Below are 17,891 nucleotides of genomic sequence, written 5' to 3' on the forward strand. Positions count from 1 at the left end.
ACGATTAGCACGTGCTTTATTTACATAAGGGAGGAATAGTTTTGGTTTCCGTAATAACGTTTATTATTGGGATAATAGTTGCTTTTTTTACTTTCTTTCTATTGGACAACTATTTTTCATTTCCTGTCACTCTGAATATATTAATTTGTTATATTATAGTCCTAATCATCATGTACTTAACAACATTGATTAGTGTTAACGCAACGAGAAATATAAATAAATTGGAAAAGCTATTTAAAAAAAATAGAAAGCATCCCTATTACAGCTTTGTTTATGCGATAAGCAATAAAGACGATAAAAGGGTGATTACGAGCTATCGGAAACTGATAAAACAGAAAAAGTATCAGTCTCAGTATGCTCTTTTCACGATTATATTTTCTCTTTATTTTGATAAGACGTTATATCTTGGGGAAGAGGTAGAGAAAATAAAGAAATCAGAACAAAAGCTGTACTATCGAACATTGATTTTTATTAAAGAAAATAAATTAGCAGAAGCTAATAAGTCGATGAAAGCGATAAAGAAAAAATGGATGAAAGAAGCACTATTAGCAGAAATTGCGTTAAAAAATGGGGAAGAGGACATTGCGAAAAGGCATGCTAAAAGTGCTTTAAAGCATACAAAAGGCATCCAATATTATACATTGTTAAAAACATATGAAAGGGAATTATCTTTATAGATTTTGAATTGGGACAGAAGATGATTGCAAATAGTTCTGTTGCTTTTCTTTCTGAATGAAAATTTCAAGAATTTGATTTGTGTATACAGCATGTATTGGATTTTGAGTTATAGCAATCGGAAAATCAATTGTTCTCCTCTTTTCCTCAGAAGAAATCGAATCTTGAAGGAATGCCTTAATAATTAGGAGATTTTTTTCAACTGAAATATGAATATCGCCTGCCCGGCAATTTGGTAAAAATGCTTCGACAATATACTCCTTCTCTGTTTCATATACATCAATGCGAAATTCTGCTTCATCTAATACGGAAGTAAGTGGATCAAGAAAATGATTTTTAAACCATTCATCCATTAAATGAATCCAGTTATCATCATTCATATTAAGTCCTCCTTAGTATATGTAGCATATTCTAAAGAGGGGGAAAGAGTGACGGAGAATCTACAAAGTATAGGGGAGAATACTCTCCCCTAAGAAAGACAAATAATTTTAATCCTCATTTTCAACATAAGGTTCATGCTCATATGCAGGCAAGTCACCAAATGTTGTCATAATGCCTTCTTCGTCTAAGCTTTGTTCATATCGTTTATGCTGCTCATTCGGATAGACAGTTATATTTTTCCCTTCTATATCAACACCGATGAAATTTTCGTAATCTTCCACATAGCCAATATTCTCATTGCTCTCTGTGTATACGTCATTATAATGATCAAAGTCTGGATGGGCAAAATCAGATGGCGTCTCGGATGTTCCCCAGCTAGAAACCTCCTGCCAAGAATCCTCTGCATCAAATACGACAGATTCATCTTTATTATCCATATCAAACTTGCCGAAAGGAGGCATTAAAATTTCTTCTTCCACAGGTCGCTTTTCAGAAATTTTCTGATCAGGAGAATGTTCCCTACAATAAAGTGTAGTAGGAATAACCTCCAATCTTTCAATCGGTATATCTTGAGAACAGGTTGCGCATTTTCCGTATGTTCCTTCGTCTATTGCTTTTAAAGCATTTAAAACTCCCATATATTCATGATGATAATGTTCAGCAAGGGCGATATCCTTCTCACGCTCATAAAGCTCTGTTCCTTCATCACCTGGATGATTATCATAACTTGATAACTCTCCAACAGATTCATGGTAATGCCCATCTTTCAATCCTAAATTATCATTTTGATCAAATCTTACTTCTAAATCTCTTTTCTGTTCATCTAATACTTTTTGAAAATGGGACATTTGTTGTTTATTTAGCATAAGAACCTAATCCTTTCAAGAAGTCATTTGCTTTATTAGTATGAGCAAAAGAAACAAGAACATTAAAGGGAAAATGTACATAATTTTATTTTCTCTTTTACTGAAATAGAGAGGATTTATTATAAAGGGAATTAATTGTTAAATATTGTTAGTGAGATGACAACGAAAGAAGGAGAAAATAGCTAAGTAATTCTTATTAAGACAGGAGGTAATTGGTCATGGAAAGCAAAAGCTTGACTCCACATGAATCATTGGATTTACATGAAGTTATCAATTTTAAAACACTATGCATAGCAAAATCAAAGTTAATGCAAGGTCTTGTTTTTGACCAAGACTTAAAAAATTTAATGAAAAAAGATGTTGAACAGTCTATTCTGGCACTGTCAGAACTACAAGAAATGTATAAGAATGGCCCATTTGAAACGGTAATCCCAGAAATGCGTCCAACACCAATTTTAGATGGAGAGGAAGGTATAAAAGTTGAACAATGACTATCTTGATCCCATTAATGCATTAAATATGCCAGAGCTTGCTGATACAACCTTAGCAACCGATTTTCTTATTCGCGCTAAAGAAGGAGTAAGAAATTTAGCAGTAGCACTAACTGAAACAGCATCACCTGATTTAAGAATTCTCTTGCGCAAACAGCTTAAGCAGGCAATTCAAATGCATCAAGAAATTACCGAATTGATGTTGGAAAAAAAGTGGTTTCATCCCCATGATTTAAGTGAGCAATATCAATTGGACCAGCTTTCTGCAAAGAATACAATAATGATTGGAAATATGAACTTATTTACTGGTGAAACAAATCGCAAAGGAATGTTTGATCGGACACCTGATGCGCATTAAACTTGGAGGGTATATGGAATGAAAGCAGTAACATATCAAGGAATTAAAAATGTGGAAGTGAAAGAAGTAGAGGATCCGAAGATTTTAAAGGCAGATGACATGATTATAAAGGTAACGAGCACTGCTATTTGTGGATCTGATTTGCATTTAATTCATGGAATGATTCCAAATTTAGAGGAAAACTATATAATTGGCCATGAACCGATGGGAATTGTGGAAGAAATTGGACCCGGTGTAACGAAACTAAAAAAAGGGGATCGAGTCATTATTCCTTTTAATATTGCTTGTGGAGAATGCCAGTATTGTAAAAATAATTTGGAGAGTCAATGTGATAATTCCAATGATCATGGAGATATGGGTGCCTATTTTGGCTATTCAGGAAATACAGGTGGCTATCCAGGCGGCCAAGCAGAGTATCTACGGGTGCCTTTTGCTAATTTTACCCATTTTAAAATTCCAGAAACTTGTGAGGAGCCCGATGAAAAGCTAAGTGTAATTTCCGATGCAATGACAACAGGTTTTTGGAGTGTTGATAATGCAGGTGTTAAGGAAGGTGATACGGTCATTGTATTTGGTTGTGGACCTGTTGGGCTTTTTTCACAAAAGTTTGCTTGGCTAAAAGGAGCAAAGCGTGTGATAGCTGTAGATTACATTGATTATCGGCTTCAACATGCTAAACGGACGAATAAGGTAGAAATAGTTAATTTTGAACAGCATGAAAACGTAGGAAACTATTTAAAGGAAATCACAAAAGGTGGAGCAGATGTTGTAATAGATGCGGTTGGAATGGATGGGAAGATGAATGACCTAGAATTTCTAGCAAGTGGCATGAAGCTACAAGGCGGAACAATGAGTGCCCTAGTCATGGCAGCCCAAGCAGTTCGCAAATGTGGAACCATTCAACTAACAGGGGTTTATGGTGGTAGATATAATGGTTTTCCATTAGGGGATATTATGCAGCGCAATGTTAATATTCGTTCTGGACAAGCACCGGTTATTCATTATATGCCATATATGTTTGAATTAGTCTCTAGTGGCAAAATTGATCCAAGTGATGTAGTTAGCCACGTTATACCTCTTAGTGAAGCAAAGCACGGCTATGAAATTTTTGATACGAAAACAGACAATTGTATAAAAGTTGTTCTCAAACCATAAGGAAAGAAGGGAATAAAATGAACTATTGTTTACATGAGGTGCTAGAGGTTCAAGAATTAGCTACTTTTAAAACGATTTGTTTGACAAAATCCAAAACAATGCGTGCGTTAGTATCAGACCCTCTGCTAAAAGATATGATGATGGAGGATGTAGACCTTTCAACTAGACAGCTACAAGAATTTTCCTCTATCTTATCAAAAGCGAAAGAGATGGAAGGCTTAGGAGTGAAAATGCAATGAATTCTATTATTGAATATTTGACAGGCATGGATGCTTTAACCGATCAAATTATTGCGACTGATTTATTAATTTCAGTAAAAAGCGGAATCAGAAATTATTCTATGGCAATAACGGAAACTGTTCATCCTGAAATAAAAGAGATACTCGGACGTCATTTAGATGAAGCACTTGATATGCATGAAAGATTATCAAGTTATATGGCTGAAAAAGGCTGGTATCACGCTTTTGAGCCAAAGGAACAAATCAATCTTAATTTGCAAAATATTGATACAGCCTTAAATTTGCCTATATTGTAATGAAAAAATAGGAGAAGTTCGTGGAGACGAGATTACATGAATTATTCACAATGACAGCTTACTGAAGGCATGAATCATTTCATAACTAAAAAAACAATTGGCTTGTGTTACCATACAAGTTTGAAAAAATACTATTGAAAGCATTGGCTAAGATTTATTCAGTATAAAAGATAACGGAGACCGGTTTCCTCTTGAAATCGGTCTCACTATCTTAGCAAAGCTTTGAACAATATTTATCAAGTGAAGAATAGGATATTCACTTTTGATATATGGACTATTTTGGATTATTCTCCGTTTCTTTTTTTGAATCCTTGTACAAAGTGTATGCTTCCCTACTGATAAGTATATTATCTTCTTGTATTTTTGAAGCTGTATTGGAACTACTACTTCCTTCTGATTTCTGATTCTGCAGTGCTTGAATCTGTTCTTCTATTTCAGAAATTTGCTTTTTAAGCTGTTCAATCTGTTTTTCTCTTTCTTCTTCTTGAATGCTTTCATTTTGCTCAATTTGAGTTTGCTGTGATTGTAATTGTTGCTTTTGGGCTTCTAATGTTTTAATTTGATTGGTCACATCAGAGGAACGGGTGCTTGTGCTAGTAATTCCTGTGCTGGTATTTGAAATAGATTGTATCATGCTTTCTCTTTCCCTTCCTATTTAATAATAATTAATTATAAGAAAGATTTCTTTATTTTTTCTTAAGATTTTATAGCAAAGCTTTAAAATAACGGCATGATAGATAGGTTTATAACTAAAAAAGAGTCATTTCACCTAAGTATAAAATGACGTATCTAGGACAAATTACAGAAGAATAGATAAATAATTTTAATGGGAGGAAATACTATGTCAGTTGAAGAGTATTGGAGTAAAATTAACCATGCAAGTGCGAAAGTATCCTCTTTAATTAGTTCCTATTGGCATGAGCATTCTGATTGGACTAGCTGGCAATTTTGGATTATTCTAACCTGTTTAATTCTCCCACTTATTGTTCTTTTAATAAAACTGGATAAAGGGAAAGCACTTCAAATTCTATTCTTTGGATACACTGTACATATGCTATGGACTTATACAGAAATAATATTGATCAGATTGGGGCTTATGGATCATCATTATTTTCTTCTTCCGTTCTTACCACAAGCCATTGGAATAACATCTTCCTTTCTTCCCGTTTCTTTTATGCTATTATATCAGTATTGTATAAAACAGGATAAGAATTATCTATTATGGTCCATAGTATTGGCTGCTGTAATTGCCTTCCTATTTGTTCCTATTGAAAAGAAAATTGGATTTATTGCCCTTGTAAAAGGACTAAATAATTTTCATGTTTTTTTAATAGATGTTATTATTTCAATGCTTGCTTATGGATTGACAAAATTCTTTGTTGCTTTTTATCAGAAGTAAAAAGAGCCCAACTCAACTTTGAGAAGGCTCTTTTTACCACATATATGATCATGTAAATGTGTGACAAGTATAATATATTAAAAATAAATTAGTGTTGCTTACATATCATGGTGGTTGTTATGCTTTTGTCTTGAATGGTTACGATTTTTAACCTTTTTGCTACCGCTAAGTGGCTCGGGCTGTCCTGATTGATTCCCTTTAGGCGCGTTTCTTCTCATATCTTTGCTATCATTTTTGTTCATTTGTATTCTCTCCTTTCGTTTTTTCATGAAGAGGTATTGCTTCACTACCTTTATAGAATGGTTTTTCAAGCCGACATTTATACCGCATATTTTTATGATTCTCTGCACAACTTATTGGTAAGCAACATGAATATATAATGCAGGAGGATATGAACATGCCTTATCATAGTAATAAACAAGAAGCTTTTCAAGATGCCCAACGAAATTTGTATGAAACGCAGAATCTTTATCAGGATATAGTAAAAGACTCAGCTAATTATGGACATCAGCTTAAGCATTTAAAACAAGAAATAAATGAAACATATCAACAAATTGAAAATGCTTTGGAAGTAGCTTCTGAGCATCAAAAGGAGCAATTAGAAAGCTTTCAAAAAGATTTAAAAAGTATTGTTGACGAAGTAAACGAAATCTAAAATAGGAGACCATCTGAAAAGCCAGTCTTTTTCGATGGTCTATTTTTTCAGCAAGAAAATGAAAGTCAATAAGAAAAACTTATCGTATTTGATAACTTACTTGTTATTTACTTATCATGCTCCTTGTATTAAAATTATAGATGGTAAATAGATAATAGAGTGATCAAATTGTTCGACTATTTTTCTATTTTTGGTATATGATTACAATGAGGGGGTAATACATATGGCAAAGGATTTTTATAATGCCCGCCAATCATTTGAAGTAGGTGGGAAGCGCTATCATTACTATCAATTAGCAGCTTTGGAAAAGAAGGGAATCGGTAAAGTATCGAAATTGCCTTATTCTATCAAGGTGTTACTAGAATCAGTTTTACGACAAATGGACGATTTTGTTATTAAACAAGAGCATGTAGAAAATCTTGCAAAATGGGGAACGGATGAGGTAAAGGAAATTGATGTTCCATTTAAACCTTCGAGGGTAATCCTCCAAGACTTTACAGGCGTTCCTGCAGTTGTTGACCTTGCTTCTCTACGAAAAGCAATGGCTGACTTAGGCGGAGATCCTAGTAAAATTAATCCTGAGAAACCAGTAGACCTAGTTATCGACCACAGTGTCCAGGTAGATAAATACGGAACTCCAGATGCATTAAAAGCAAATATGGAATTAGAATTCGAAAGAAATGCAGAAAGATATCAATTCTTAAGCTGGGCGCAAAAGGCATTTGATAATTATCGTGCCGTACCGCCAGCAACCGGTATCGTTCACCAAGTAAATTTAGAATATTTAGCAAATGTAGTACATGTTAATGAAACGCCAGAGGGCGAATACGAAACATTCCCAGATACATTAGTTGGTACTGATTCTCATACAACAATGATTAACGGTATCGGTGTGCTTGGCTGGGGTGTTGGTGGAATTGAAGCAGAAGCAGGTATGTTGGGACAACCTTCTTATTTTCCAGTACCAGAAGTAGTAGGGGTAAAACTTGTTGGTGAAATGCCAAACGGTTCTACTGCAACAGACCTAGCCTTAAAAGTAACACAAGTACTTCGTTCAAAAGGTGTAGTCGGAAAGTTTGTTGAATTCTATGGACCTGGTGTCCCGCAATTACCACTTGCAGACCGTGCAACCATTGCGAATATGGCACCAGAATATGGAGCAACTTGTGGATTCTTCCCAGTCGATAAGGAATCTTTATCCTACATGCGCTTAACTGGGCGTTCCGAAGAGCAAATCAATGTTGTTGAGGCTTACTGTAAAGAAAACGGTTTATTCTTCGATCCGAATTTAGAACCGGTATATACAGATGTTGTAGAGATAAACCTAGCAGAAATTGAGCCAAATCTTTCTGGTCCAAAAAGACCGCAAGATTTAATTCCACTTTCTAAATTGAAAGAGGTATTTAATGCGTCTGTAACAGCACCAGAAGGAAACCAAGGTTTTGGCTTAAAAGCAGACGAATTTGATAAAGAAGTAGTAGTTGATTTTGCAAATGGAGATTCCACTACAATGAAGACTGGCTCTGTTGCAATTGCGGCGATTACAAGCTGTACAAATACATCCAATCCATATGTATTAGTTGGTGCAGGATTAGTTGCGAAAAAAGCAGTAGAAAAAGGTATGGAAGTACCTAAGTTTGTGAAAACATCTTTAGCACCAGGTTCTAAAGTAGTTACTGGTTATTTAAGAGATTCTGGACTACTACCATATTTAGAGCAAATTGGATTCAACCTTGTAGGTTATGGATGTACGACATGTATCGGTAACTCAGGTCCGCTTAAAGAAGAAATTGAGAAAGCTATTTCAGATTCCGATTTACTTGTAACAAGTGTATTATCTGGTAACCGTAACTTTGAAGGCCGCATTCATCCGCTAGTAAAAGCAAACTATTTAGCTTCACCACCATTGGTTGTTGCTTATGCACTTGCTGGAACAGTGGATATTGACCTACAAAAAGAACCTATTGGAAAAGATAAAGATGGTAACGATGTATTCTTTAAGGATATTTGGCCATCTACAGAAGAAGTAAACGAACTAGTTCATCGAACAGTTACGCCTGATCTATTTAATAAAGAATATGACAGAGTATTTGATGATAATGAGCGCTGGAACGAAATTCAAACAAGCAGTGATTCGTTATATAGTTTTGATGATACTTCTACTTATATTCAAAACCCACCGTTCTTTGAAGGATTAAAGCCTGATCCTGAACAAGTATTACCATTAAAAAGCTTGCGAGTTGTAGGGAAGTTCGGCGATTCGGTAACGACTGACCATATCTCTCCTGCAGGTGCAATCGGAGTAAATACTCCAGCTGGTAAATACTTAAAAGATAATGGTGTAGCGCCACGTGATTTCAACTCATACGGTTCTCGTCGTGGTAACCATGAAGTTATGATGAGAGGAACATTTGCGAATATACGTATTCGTAACCAAATTGCACCAGGAACAGAAGGTGGATTCACAACGCACTGGCCAACAGGTGAAGTAACCTCCATTTATGATGCATGTATGAAGTACAAAGAAGAAGGAACTGGCTTAATGGTTATTGCAGGAAAAGATTACGGAATGGGTTCATCTCGTGACTGGGCTGCAAAAGGAACAAACCTATTAGGTATTAAAACAGTTATCGCAGAAAGCTTTGAGAGAATTCACCGTTCTAACTTAGTGTTAATGGGAGTACTTCCATTACAATTTAAAGAGGGCGAGAATGCTGAAAGCTTAGGTTTAACGGGAAAAGAAACATTTAACGTATATGTAGACGAAACGGTTAAACCACGTGATTTCTTAGAAGTAACAGCTACTACAGAAGATGGAAAGAAGATTACATTCGAAGCGTTAGTGCGTTTTGACTCTGAAGTAGAAATTGATTACTATCGCCATGGTGGTATTTTGCCAATGGTATTACGTGAGAAATTAAAAAACTAATAGATTAAGAGAAGCTCTCTCTATGGAAGGTTGACAAGTTTTTTCTAGCTTTTTGGGTAAGTTAATGCTCAATAGTTAGACAAAATGTCTCATTCTAGAGAGAGTTTTTTTCATTAGGAATTATTATCTTAGTAGGATTTTTATTGATTCATTCTATTGACTTAATAGTTCCTCTACATACCTTAGCGTAATTTTTTATAATATTAGTATATATTTACAATCTTAAATGAAGGAGAATACTATTTCATGAAAATAATTCCCATTTCTTATCATCAAAATGGATTACGTTATACGATAAGATGTGCAGAAGAAAAAGACGCAGATCAACTTTCGCAAATAAGGCTAAAAATAGATGGAGAAACATCTTTCTTTGATTGAAATCCTGGTGAAGGGATGCTAACTCCAAATGATTTTAAACAATTGATTCATACAGATTTACAAGGATTCAATCGATTGTTTTTACTAGCTGAAACAGAAACAGGTCAAATTATTGCTTTTTCACGATGCGAAGGCACTAGCTTGAAACGTCTTATGCATAAAGTAGAATTTGGCATTGGAGTATTAAAGGACTATTGGGGCTATAAAGTTGGACCGAAATTATTACAAGCATCCTTAACATGGGCAACGGAAAATAAAATGGCGAAAATGACACTATCTGTAATCGAAACGAATGAGAAAGCAATAAAATTATATAAACGATTTGGATTTGAAGTAGAAGGAATATTAAAAAAGGATAAACTACTTGAAGACGGAGAATACTATTCTACCATTATAATGTCAAGGTTCTTGTCTGAGTAAAAAAAGGAAGCGATTTATTAGTAAATGGAGGAAAATTTTGTTACTATGTAAATGTTAGATAATATAAGGAGTGATGTAAATGCCATTAACTTTTGGTCAACTAGTCGAAGAAGCAAGAAAGAATGTACCTGGAATTTCATCTGTAGAAGCAAAAAAGAAAATGGAGGAAAACCCAAACACTTACATAATTGATGTGCAAGATGCAGCAGATGCAGGAGCATGTGGCTTAATTCCAAGCTCTGTTAATATCTCTTTAGGAATGCTTCCAATTCGTGCTGATTTGGAATTGCCGGAAGAATTAAGAGATCCAGAATTAGCTGATCGTAATCGTCCAGTTCTTGTTACATGCGGTCTTGGTGGACAAGCATCACTTGGTGCATATTTATTAAAACAAATGGGATTTACTGATGTTGCTTTTATCGAAGGCGGAACAACTGCATGGAAAAAAGAAGGGTTTGAAACAGTATAAGTGAATGAGCAAGTAAAAAAACTGCCGAGATTAAATTCGGCAGTTTTTTCCTTATTAATAGCCCAATTGTTTATCAACTACATTGATTAGGTCTTTGCCATCTTTAAATCGCTGGATATTTTCTAGAAATACCTCCATGTAACGATTTATAGTGTTTGGCGAAAAGAAGGCATTATGTGGAGATATAATAACATTTTCCACCTCCCATAATGGGTGTTCATGTGGCAAAGGCTCTACCTCAAATACATCCAATGCAGCTCCAGCAATTTTTTTCTCGTTTAATAAATGGATGAGTTCCTCTTCTTCGATCGTATTTCCTCTTCCAATATTAATTAGAAAACTACTTTCTTTCATTTTTGCTAATCTTTCCTTGTTAATCAGCTGGTATGTATCAGGGGTTGAAGGCAAAGCAAGAATAAGAAAATCAGCCACTGCTATCACATCATCTATATGGTCCAGACCAACGATTTTATCTGCAGGATCCTCACCAGATAATTTGGAAGGTCTTTTCTTACAGCCGATGACAAACATATCCAATGCTTTTGCCCGTTTAGCAATTTGTTTTCCAATTTCCCCATAGCCAATTATTCCAACTGTTGAGCCTGAAAGGTCCGTAATAGGAGTGGGCGCCCACCTATTGTCCAGCTGGTTTCGAATCATTAAGTGTATTCCTCTTGCCAAACCAGCCATCATCGCAATTGTATGTTCTGCGATTGGAACAGATGTGCAACCCTTTGTATTCGTAATAACAATATCACTCTTTCTTACTTCCTCATGTAAAAGAGCATCCAGACCAACACTTAATGATTGCACCCATTTTATATTTGGGGCATTTTTCAAAATCGATAGGGTATCAGTTAAACCTAAAGTTAACACAATATTACAGTCACTAATATCCTGGCTTATCGGTGGTTCAGGTTCTCCGTATTCCCAATGATCCACAATAACTTCTGCTCCTAATGCAGATATTTGAGCAAGATACTTTTCTGGTATAGTTCTTCTGATATAAATTTTAGGCATATTTGATACATTAGTCATTAATTTGCTTCCTCAATCATTTGTTTACTATTAACATGCTCATAATAGGTTTTTGCAAGTCGTTTAATTGCTTCTTGGATAATTTCTTCTTCACAGAAAGTAAAACATAAACGCATATGATTGTATCCCTCGTTTTGTAAGAAGAAATGCTTACCAGCGATATAGGAAACACCAGCCAGCATTGCGGCATCAACAAACTCACTAGTATCAATGTCATCTGGGAAAGTAAGCCAAAGAAAGAAACCTCCTTGTGGTTCATGAAAGGAAACATCTTCACCAAAGTGTTGCTTTATCGCAGAAACCATCGCGTTTTTACGTGAAAGATAGATAGAATTCAAATTATTGATTTGTTCATCCATATCTATTTGTTCAAGTAAATTCTTTGTGACTTCTTGTACATACACACTTGTTAACCCATCTATTTTTAAAATTTGCATTTTTTCGATTATTTCTTTTAATCCAATTGCCCAACCAAGTCGTAAGCCAGGTGCGATTATCTTTGAAAAAGTACTTAAGTAAATAACTCTTTCAGGTCCAAATGAATAAATAGCTGGAGTGTAGTTTTTATTGAAGGAAAGCTCCACATAGGCGTCATCCTCAATAATAAAGAAATTGTATTCATAAGCCAATTCAGCAAGGCGTTTTCTTCTTTCAATAGATAAATTGACGCCACCTGGATTTTGGTAATTTGGAATGATATACATCAATTTTGGCAAAGGAAGATTATTTTTTACCCGTTGAATTAGCTCTTGTTCGACTAGATCCACTCGTAAGCCATGTTCGTCGATTGGAAAAGAAAGCAAATTCGTTTCCGCTAAGCGAAATGTTTTAAGGGCTCCAAAAAAGGTTGGTGCTTCTACCCATATATCATCACCAGGATCTGTGAGTGTTCTTGTGATTAAATCAATCGCTTGGGAGCTTCCTGCAGTAACGATAATTTCTTTTTCTGTTGCTTCAATTTCTCTCAGCTTAGATCGCTCTTTAATCCAATTTAGGATGTTCTTAGGACCAGTTCCACCACTATAAGCCAAAGCTTGTCTTCCTTGTGTATTCATTGCAGCTTCTGTCGCTGCGGTCATTTTATCAACTGGAAGAGATTCAGGTGCAGGAAAGCCAAAAGATAAAGGGATCAGATCATCTTGTTTCCCTGCAAAAGCAGATCCGACAACTTCTATTTCAGGGAACCTTTTACTAAATGAAAATTGCTTTAATAGATGCATGTTTACCACCGTCCATATGTTATTTTAAAAAAATTAAAGAGAGCTTTACTATCTAATGCGTTCATTGCTTGTTAAAAGGATAATAAGTCACTCCTTTTCTTAAAAAGGCTATTTCAATTAATATAAGCTATTTATTTCGTAATGGGAAATATTAAAAAACTTTAAAAATAAAAGAAAACAAGAGATTAGAAGATAAAAAGTACATAAAATAACAAAAATTCGGAATTTTATTAATTTATAATAAAAATTATTTAATACACGAAATTCAGAAGTGAAATAGGAAAAACAATATGACTATAAGAGTTAAGGGAGGGTAGGTGGTTATTTAACAGCCGTTAAAGGTCTGGATAGTTTAACTACGCAACAGAGAGTATAGTGGAAATAGTTACAGATGGTAGATCCACTTTACTTTATGCTTACTAATTCTTACAAAAGTAGCTATATGGAAAAGAATCATACAAATCTATTATTTCGACATATGCCTACTTTATCCACTTAGCGAATAGTGTCAATAACAGGAGAAAAACGACGAAAAGGGATGAAAGCGCTACCTAATATAATTTTTAAAAAATTATAAAAAAACATTGTTTTAAGAGAAATAATTCCTTATAATGAAAGCAAGTTAGATAATAGAACATGAATTGTGAGGTAAGTTAACATGGCTGAATTTACATTAGAGAAAATTGAAAGTATCGTTAAAGAAAAAAGTGTAGAATTATTACATCTACAATTTGTGGACATTGAAGGCATTTTAAAAAACATTACTATTACTGCACAACAATTAGATGATGCTGTAGAAGGAAAAATCATGATTGATGGTTCATCCATTAAAGGATTTTCTCCCATTAACAAATCAGACTCTTATTTACTACCAGATTTAAACACATTTGCAGTATTACCTTGGACAGAAACAGAAGGTTATTCAGAAGCTCGTTTCCTTTGCTCTGTTACAAACCCAGATGGTACTTTATTTGAAGGCGATACACGAAATGTTCTTAAGAAAACTGTTGAACGTGCAGCTGAAAAAGGATATACGATTTCAGTTGGACCTGAATTAGAATTCTTCTTATTTGCTACGGATGAAAATGGATATCCAACTACTGAATTAGGTGACAAAGGCGGTTATTTTGAGCCATCACCAAAAGATTTAGGGGAAAAAGTTCGTGTGGAAATTTTCAAAACTTTGAAAGCAATGGGCTTCACAATTGAAGCACTTCACCACGAAGTAGCAGAAGGGCAACATGAAATTAATTTCAAATATGCAGATGTATTAACAGCTGCTGATTTAGCTACAACATATAAATGGGTTGTAAAAACAATTGCTGCTCAATATGGTTTGCATGCTACATTTATGCCAAAACCAGTATTTGGAATAAATGGTTCTGGAATGCATGTTAACATGTCATTCTTTAAGGATGGAGACAATAGTTTTTATGACGCAAACAATGATTTAGAGTTATCTGATACTGCATATTCTTTCATTGCTGGTGTATTAGAAAATGTTAAAAATTTCGTAGCTATTACGAATCCGCTAGTAAACTCTTATAAGCGTTTAGTACCTGGTTACGAAGCACCTTGTTACTTAGCATGGTCTGCATCCAACCGTTCAGCATTAATCCGCATTCCTGCAAAACGTGGAATGGCAACTCGTGTTGAACTTCGTTGTCCAGATCCATCTTCAAACCCTTATCTAACATTTGCTGTTATTGCTTCTGCAGGATTAGATGGAGTAGAAAAAGGCTTGAAGGCTCCAGCACCAATTAACGAAGATATCTTCCATATGACAGATGAACGTCGTGAAGAACTTGGCATTGATAGCTTACCTGGTGGTTTAGATGCTGCAATCGCAGAACTTGAAGCTGGAGAAATTGGTCTTAAAACTCTTGGAGAGCACGTATTTACTGAATATGTAGCTGCTAAAAAAGAAGAGTGGGATAACTACCGTACTACAATTCATGCTTGGGAAATCGAAAACTATCAATATAAATTCTAATATACTAGTTAAATAGAATAGGAGCTTCAAACTCTTATTAGACTGCAAATAAACACCTGTATGGGTAGTTTGTTTGCAGTTTTATTTATTTCTTTTATAAGTATAGATAAATGGGGTCTGTTGTTTAGCTAGTGTGGCATTCTACTTTTCAAACATTAAATTGTGATTAAATGCCAAGCAAAATCGCCTCTTTTTTCTGTTCTTTTCTTTAAATTTTGGTAAGTTATGATAAAATAAAGTGGGATGTATGATTTTAGTTATTACGTCATCAGATTATGGTAATAAGGAGATTTGCTAAATGGAAAAAGTATTGATTTTTGGTCATAAAAATCCGGATACGGATACTATTTGCTCTGCTATTGCATATGCAGAATTAAAAAAAGAGCTTGGAGTGGAAGCGGAAGCTGTTCGTCTAGGTGAGATTAGCGCCGAAACAAAGTTCGCTTTAGATTATTTTAAAAAGGAAGCTCCTCGTTTCATCGAAAAAGCAAGTTCAGAAACAAAGTCTGTTATTTTAGTTGACCACAATGAGTTTCAGCAAAGTGTGGAAGACATTAAAGATGTAACAATTTTAGAAGTTATTGATCATCATCGTATTGCAAACTTCGAAACAAGTGATCCTTTATACTATCGTGCAGAACCAGTAGGATGTACAGCTACTATTTTGAATAAAATGTATAAAGAAAATAATGTGGAAATTAAGAAAGAAGTTGCTGGGCTAATGCTTTCCGCAATCATTTCTGATTCTTTATTATTTAAATCTCCAACATGCACAGAGCAAGATGTACAAGCTGCTAAAGAATTAGCAGAGATTGCTGGTGTGAATGCGGAAGAGTATGGTTTAGAAATGCTTAAAGCCGGTGCAGATCTAAGCGACAAAACAGTTGATCAATTATTAAGCATTGATGCGAAAGAATTCTCAATGGGTACATACAAAGTGGAAATTGCCCAAGTAAATGCAGTTGACACAAATGATGTCATTTCTAAACAAGCAGAATTAGAATCTTCTATTCAAGCGATCATTACTAAAAAAGGCTTAGATTTATTCCTTCTTGTTGTAACAGATATTCTAAATAATGATTCTGTTGCTGTTGCTTTAGGTAATAAAGCACAGGCAGTAGAAAAAGCATTTAACGTACAGCTAGAAACGAACACAGCTTTATTAAAAGGTGTTGTGTCACGCAAAAAACAAATCGTACCAGTCTTAACAGAAGCCTTTAATGAACTATAAAAGGTGCTAAATGATGAAAAGAAGAAACAGTCCATTTAATTGAGGCCACTGAAAAAGTCCTCCAAATGTTCATAATCTAAAAGGTATAGTCCTTCATTATTTGAAGGAACTATCCTTTTTTTATTGTATAATTATAGTATCAATTTCAGTGTGGGTGGATACTATGATTCAAAAACAACAGTCTATGATTCTTTTTAGCCCTTTTATGGCTCTATATGATTTAGTCGTTCCAAAAGATAATCTGTTACGAAAAATTAATGACTTAATTGACTTTTCATTTGTTTATGATGAAATCAAGAAAAATTATTGTTTTGATAACGGTCGAAATGCCATCGATCCTATTCGTATGTTCAAGTATTTATTATTAAAGTCGATTTATGACTTGTCTGATGTTGACGTTGTTGAACGTTCAAAATATGATATGTCTTTTAAATATTTTCTTGATATGGCACCCGAAGATTCGGTGATTGAACCAAGTTCTTTAACCAAATTTAGAAAGTTGCGTTTAAAAGACGTAAAACTTTTAGATATGCTTGTTAATAAAACCGTAGAAATCGCTATTGAAAAGGGAATTATCAAAAGTAAAGCTATTATCGTAGATGCCACTCATTCGAAAGCTCGTTATAATCAGAAATCACCTAAAGAAATCCTAATGGATCGTTCGAAAAAGCTTAGAAAAGCTGTTTATAAAATAGATGAAAGCATGAAAGATAAGTTTCCCACTAAAACTTCAACGGATATTTTGGAGGATGAAATGGAGTATTGTCAAAAACTGATTGAGGTGATTGAGAAGGAAGATACGCTTGTTCCATATCCAAAAGTAAAGGAACAACTAAACCTTCTAAAAGAAACGGTAAATGACGATATCGAATATCTACAAATTTCAGAAGATAAAGATGCTAAAGTTGGTCACAAGAGTGAGGATACCTCATTTTTTGGATACAAAACGCACATAGCCATGAGTGAAGAAAGGATTATTACAGCCGCAACAGTCACAACTGGAGAAAAGAATGACGGAAAACAATTAGAAACACTGATTGAAAAAAGTATGACAGCCGGCATGGAAGTTGAGGCAGTAATCGGGGATGCAGCTTATTCGGAAAAAGGAAATATCGAGTTCACAAAAAAGAATGGAATGAAATTGGTAGCCAAATTAAACCCTTCTGTAACACAAGGATACCGTAAAAAAGAAGATGAATTTGAATTTAATAAAGATGCTGGAATGTATGTTTGTAAGGCTGGACATATGGCAATAAGAAAAGCAAAACAGGGCAAAAAAGGAGAAGGTAGAAATCAAGTTCATACGTACTATTTTGATATAGAAAAATGTAAACACTGTCCGTTTAAGGAAGGATGTTATAAGGAAGGGGCTAAAAGTAAAACATATTCTGTAAGCATCAAATCAAACGAGCATACAGAGCAGGCAAAATTTCAAGAAAGTGACTATTTTAAAGAAAAGTCGAAAGAACGATATAAAATAGAAGCTAAAAATAGCGAATTAAAACACAGACACGGGTACAATGTTGCAAAATCCTCGGGTCTATTAGGTATGGAATTGCAAGGTGCCATGGCAATATTTACGGTGAATTTAAAAAGAATCTTGAAATTAATGAGTTAAAAAAGATAGGAATTCATGAGAAAATGGATAAAAAAAGACGACTCTACATTCAAAAAATTTAATGAGGGTCGTCTTTTTTT

At 34.6% G+C, this 17,891-nt stretch carries 21 protein-coding genes; 15 read left to right on the forward strand and 6 right to left on the reverse strand.

Going from position 1 to position 17,891, the window contains the following annotated elements:
• Window positions 1-41 precede the first annotated feature (41 nt).
• Window positions 42-677, forward strand: a complete 636-nt coding sequence (locus ADJ83_RS08230; protein WP_031537623.1) for a hypothetical protein — start codon at window positions 42-44, stop codon at window positions 675-677.
• Here ADJ83_RS08230 and ADJ83_RS08235 read toward each other — a convergent pair.
• Window positions 672-1,055 (reverse strand): Hsp20/alpha crystallin family protein, encoded by a 384-nt coding sequence (locus ADJ83_RS08235; RefSeq protein WP_048717490.1) that lies wholly within the window; start codon window positions 1,053-1,055, stop codon window positions 672-674. The two genes, ADJ83_RS08230 and ADJ83_RS08235, sit on opposite strands and share 6 nt — an antisense overlap.
• A gap of 108 nt (window positions 1,056-1,163) precedes the next feature.
• On the reverse strand, window positions 1,164-1,922 hold the full coding sequence (locus ADJ83_RS08240) for a TraR/DksA C4-type zinc finger protein (RefSeq protein ID WP_031537626.1): 759 nt from the start codon (window positions 1,920-1,922) through the stop codon (window positions 1,164-1,166).
• Window positions 1,923-2,140: 218 nt separating this feature from the next.
• Between ADJ83_RS08240 and ADJ83_RS08245 the strand changes: the two genes are divergently transcribed.
• Genes ADJ83_RS08245 through ADJ83_RS08265 form a run of 5 tightly spaced genes read left to right on the forward strand, consistent with a single transcriptional unit; the run spans window position 2,141 to window position 4,461 of the window.
• On the forward strand, window positions 2,141-2,413 hold the full coding sequence (locus ADJ83_RS08245; protein WP_031537628.1) for a hypothetical protein: 273 nt from the start codon (window positions 2,141-2,143) through the stop codon (window positions 2,411-2,413).
• Window positions 2,403-2,771, forward strand: coding sequence for a spore coat protein (locus tag ADJ83_RS08250; RefSeq protein ID WP_031537631.1), 369 nt, complete (start codon window positions 2,403-2,405; stop codon window positions 2,769-2,771). The genes ADJ83_RS08245 and ADJ83_RS08250 overlap by 11 nt, the downstream gene beginning before the upstream one ends.
• An 18-nt stretch (window positions 2,772-2,789) precedes the next feature.
• On the forward strand, window positions 2,790-3,926 hold the full coding sequence (locus tag ADJ83_RS08255; protein WP_031537634.1) for a zinc-dependent alcohol dehydrogenase: 1,137 nt from the start codon (window positions 2,790-2,792) through the stop codon (window positions 3,924-3,926).
• A gap of 17 nt (window positions 3,927-3,943) precedes the next feature.
• The gene (locus ADJ83_RS08260) at window positions 3,944-4,165 is read left to right on the forward strand and encodes a hypothetical protein (RefSeq protein ID WP_031537636.1); all 222 of its coding nucleotides are present in this window, start codon (window positions 3,944-3,946) and stop codon (window positions 4,163-4,165) included.
• Window positions 4,162-4,461: a spore coat protein gene (locus ADJ83_RS08265; protein WP_031537637.1), complete on the forward strand. Its 300-nt coding sequence runs from the start codon at window positions 4,162-4,164 to the stop codon at window positions 4,459-4,461. The genes ADJ83_RS08260 and ADJ83_RS08265 overlap by 4 nt, the downstream gene beginning before the upstream one ends.
• Window positions 4,462-4,735: 274 nt before the next feature.
• On the opposite strand, the gene ADJ83_RS08270 is transcribed toward ADJ83_RS08265, so the two are convergent.
• Window positions 4,736-5,095 (reverse strand): FlxA-like family protein, encoded by a 360-nt coding sequence (locus ADJ83_RS08270; RefSeq protein ID WP_031537638.1) that lies wholly within the window; start codon window positions 5,093-5,095, stop codon window positions 4,736-4,738.
• A gap of 207 nt (window positions 5,096-5,302) precedes the next feature.
• Here ADJ83_RS08270 and ADJ83_RS08275 point away from each other — a divergent pair, with 207 nt between their 5' ends.
• Complete coding sequence (locus ADJ83_RS08275; RefSeq protein ID WP_031537639.1) at window positions 5,303-5,860, forward strand: hypothetical protein; 558 nt, start codon at window positions 5,303-5,305, stop codon at window positions 5,858-5,860.
• Between the two features lie 98 nt (window positions 5,861-5,958).
• On the opposite strand, the gene ADJ83_RS08280 is transcribed toward ADJ83_RS08275, so the two are convergent.
• Window positions 5,959-6,102 (reverse strand): small acid-soluble spore protein P, encoded by a 144-nt coding sequence (locus tag ADJ83_RS08280; RefSeq protein ID WP_031537641.1) that lies wholly within the window; start codon window positions 6,100-6,102, stop codon window positions 5,959-5,961.
• A gap of 155 nt (window positions 6,103-6,257) precedes the next feature.
• Here ADJ83_RS08280 and ADJ83_RS08285 point away from each other — a divergent pair, with 155 nt between their 5' ends.
• From ADJ83_RS08285 to ADJ83_RS08300, 5 genes are all read left to right on the forward strand, one after another.
• The gene (locus ADJ83_RS08285) at window positions 6,258-6,515 is read left to right on the forward strand and encodes a hypothetical protein (RefSeq protein WP_031537642.1); all 258 of its coding nucleotides are present in this window, start codon (window positions 6,258-6,260) and stop codon (window positions 6,513-6,515) included.
• A 223-nt stretch (window positions 6,516-6,738) separates the two neighbouring features.
• Entirely contained in the window at window positions 6,739-9,444 is a 2,706-nt protein-coding gene (gene acnA / locus ADJ83_RS08290) for an aconitate hydratase AcnA (protein WP_031537643.1), read from the forward strand.
• Between the two features lie 246 nt (window positions 9,445-9,690).
• A complete protein-coding gene (locus ADJ83_RS26490; protein ID WP_269320382.1) occupies window positions 9,691-9,822 on the forward strand; it encodes a hypothetical protein in 132 nt (43 codons plus the stop codon).
• Window positions 9,823-9,837: 15 nt separating this feature from the next.
• On the forward strand, window positions 9,838-10,242 hold the full coding sequence (locus ADJ83_RS08295; RefSeq protein ID WP_192840937.1) for a GNAT family N-acetyltransferase: 405 nt from the start codon (window positions 9,838-9,840) through the stop codon (window positions 10,240-10,242).
• Between the two features lie 79 nt (window positions 10,243-10,321).
• Window positions 10,322-10,711, forward strand: coding sequence for a rhodanese-like domain-containing protein (locus ADJ83_RS08300; protein ID WP_031537644.1), 390 nt, complete (start codon window positions 10,322-10,324; stop codon window positions 10,709-10,711).
• A 54-nt stretch (window positions 10,712-10,765) separates the two neighbouring features.
• On the opposite strand, the gene ADJ83_RS08305 is transcribed toward ADJ83_RS08300, so the two are convergent.
• Together ADJ83_RS08305 and ADJ83_RS08310 are read right to left on the reverse strand one after the other, a co-directional pair.
• A complete protein-coding gene (locus ADJ83_RS08305) occupies window positions 10,766-11,749 on the reverse strand; it encodes a D-2-hydroxyacid dehydrogenase (protein ID WP_031537645.1) in 984 nt (327 codons plus the stop codon).
• Window positions 11,749-12,969: a PLP-dependent aminotransferase family protein gene (locus tag ADJ83_RS08310; RefSeq protein ID WP_031537646.1), complete on the reverse strand. Its 1,221-nt coding sequence runs from the start codon at window positions 12,967-12,969 to the stop codon at window positions 11,749-11,751. Before ADJ83_RS08310 ends, ADJ83_RS08305 begins: the two co-directional genes overlap by 1 nt.
• A 658-nt stretch (window positions 12,970-13,627) precedes the next feature.
• On the opposite strand from ADJ83_RS08310, the gene glnA reads away from it, so the two are divergent.
• The 3 genes from glnA (at window position 13,628) to ADJ83_RS08325 (ending at window position 17,811) form a co-directional block, all read left to right on the forward strand.
• Entirely contained in the window at window positions 13,628-14,962 is a 1,335-nt protein-coding gene (gene glnA / locus ADJ83_RS08315) for a type I glutamate--ammonia ligase (protein ID WP_031537647.1), read from the forward strand.
• A gap of 298 nt (window positions 14,963-15,260) precedes the next feature.
• Entirely contained in the window at window positions 15,261-16,193 is a 933-nt protein-coding gene (locus ADJ83_RS08320; RefSeq protein ID WP_031537649.1) for a manganese-dependent inorganic pyrophosphatase, read from the forward strand.
• 163 nt (window positions 16,194-16,356) lie between these two features.
• On the forward strand, window positions 16,357-17,811 hold the full coding sequence (locus ADJ83_RS08325) for an IS1182 family transposase (protein WP_048717259.1): 1,455 nt from the start codon (window positions 16,357-16,359) through the stop codon (window positions 17,809-17,811).
• The last annotated feature ends 80 nt before the right edge of the window (window positions 17,812-17,891 follow it).

Source organism: Bacillus sp. 522_BSPC, assembly GCF_001076885.1.
GTDB classification, from domain to species: domain Bacteria; phylum Bacillota; class Bacilli; order Bacillales; family Cytobacillaceae; genus Niallia; species Niallia hominis.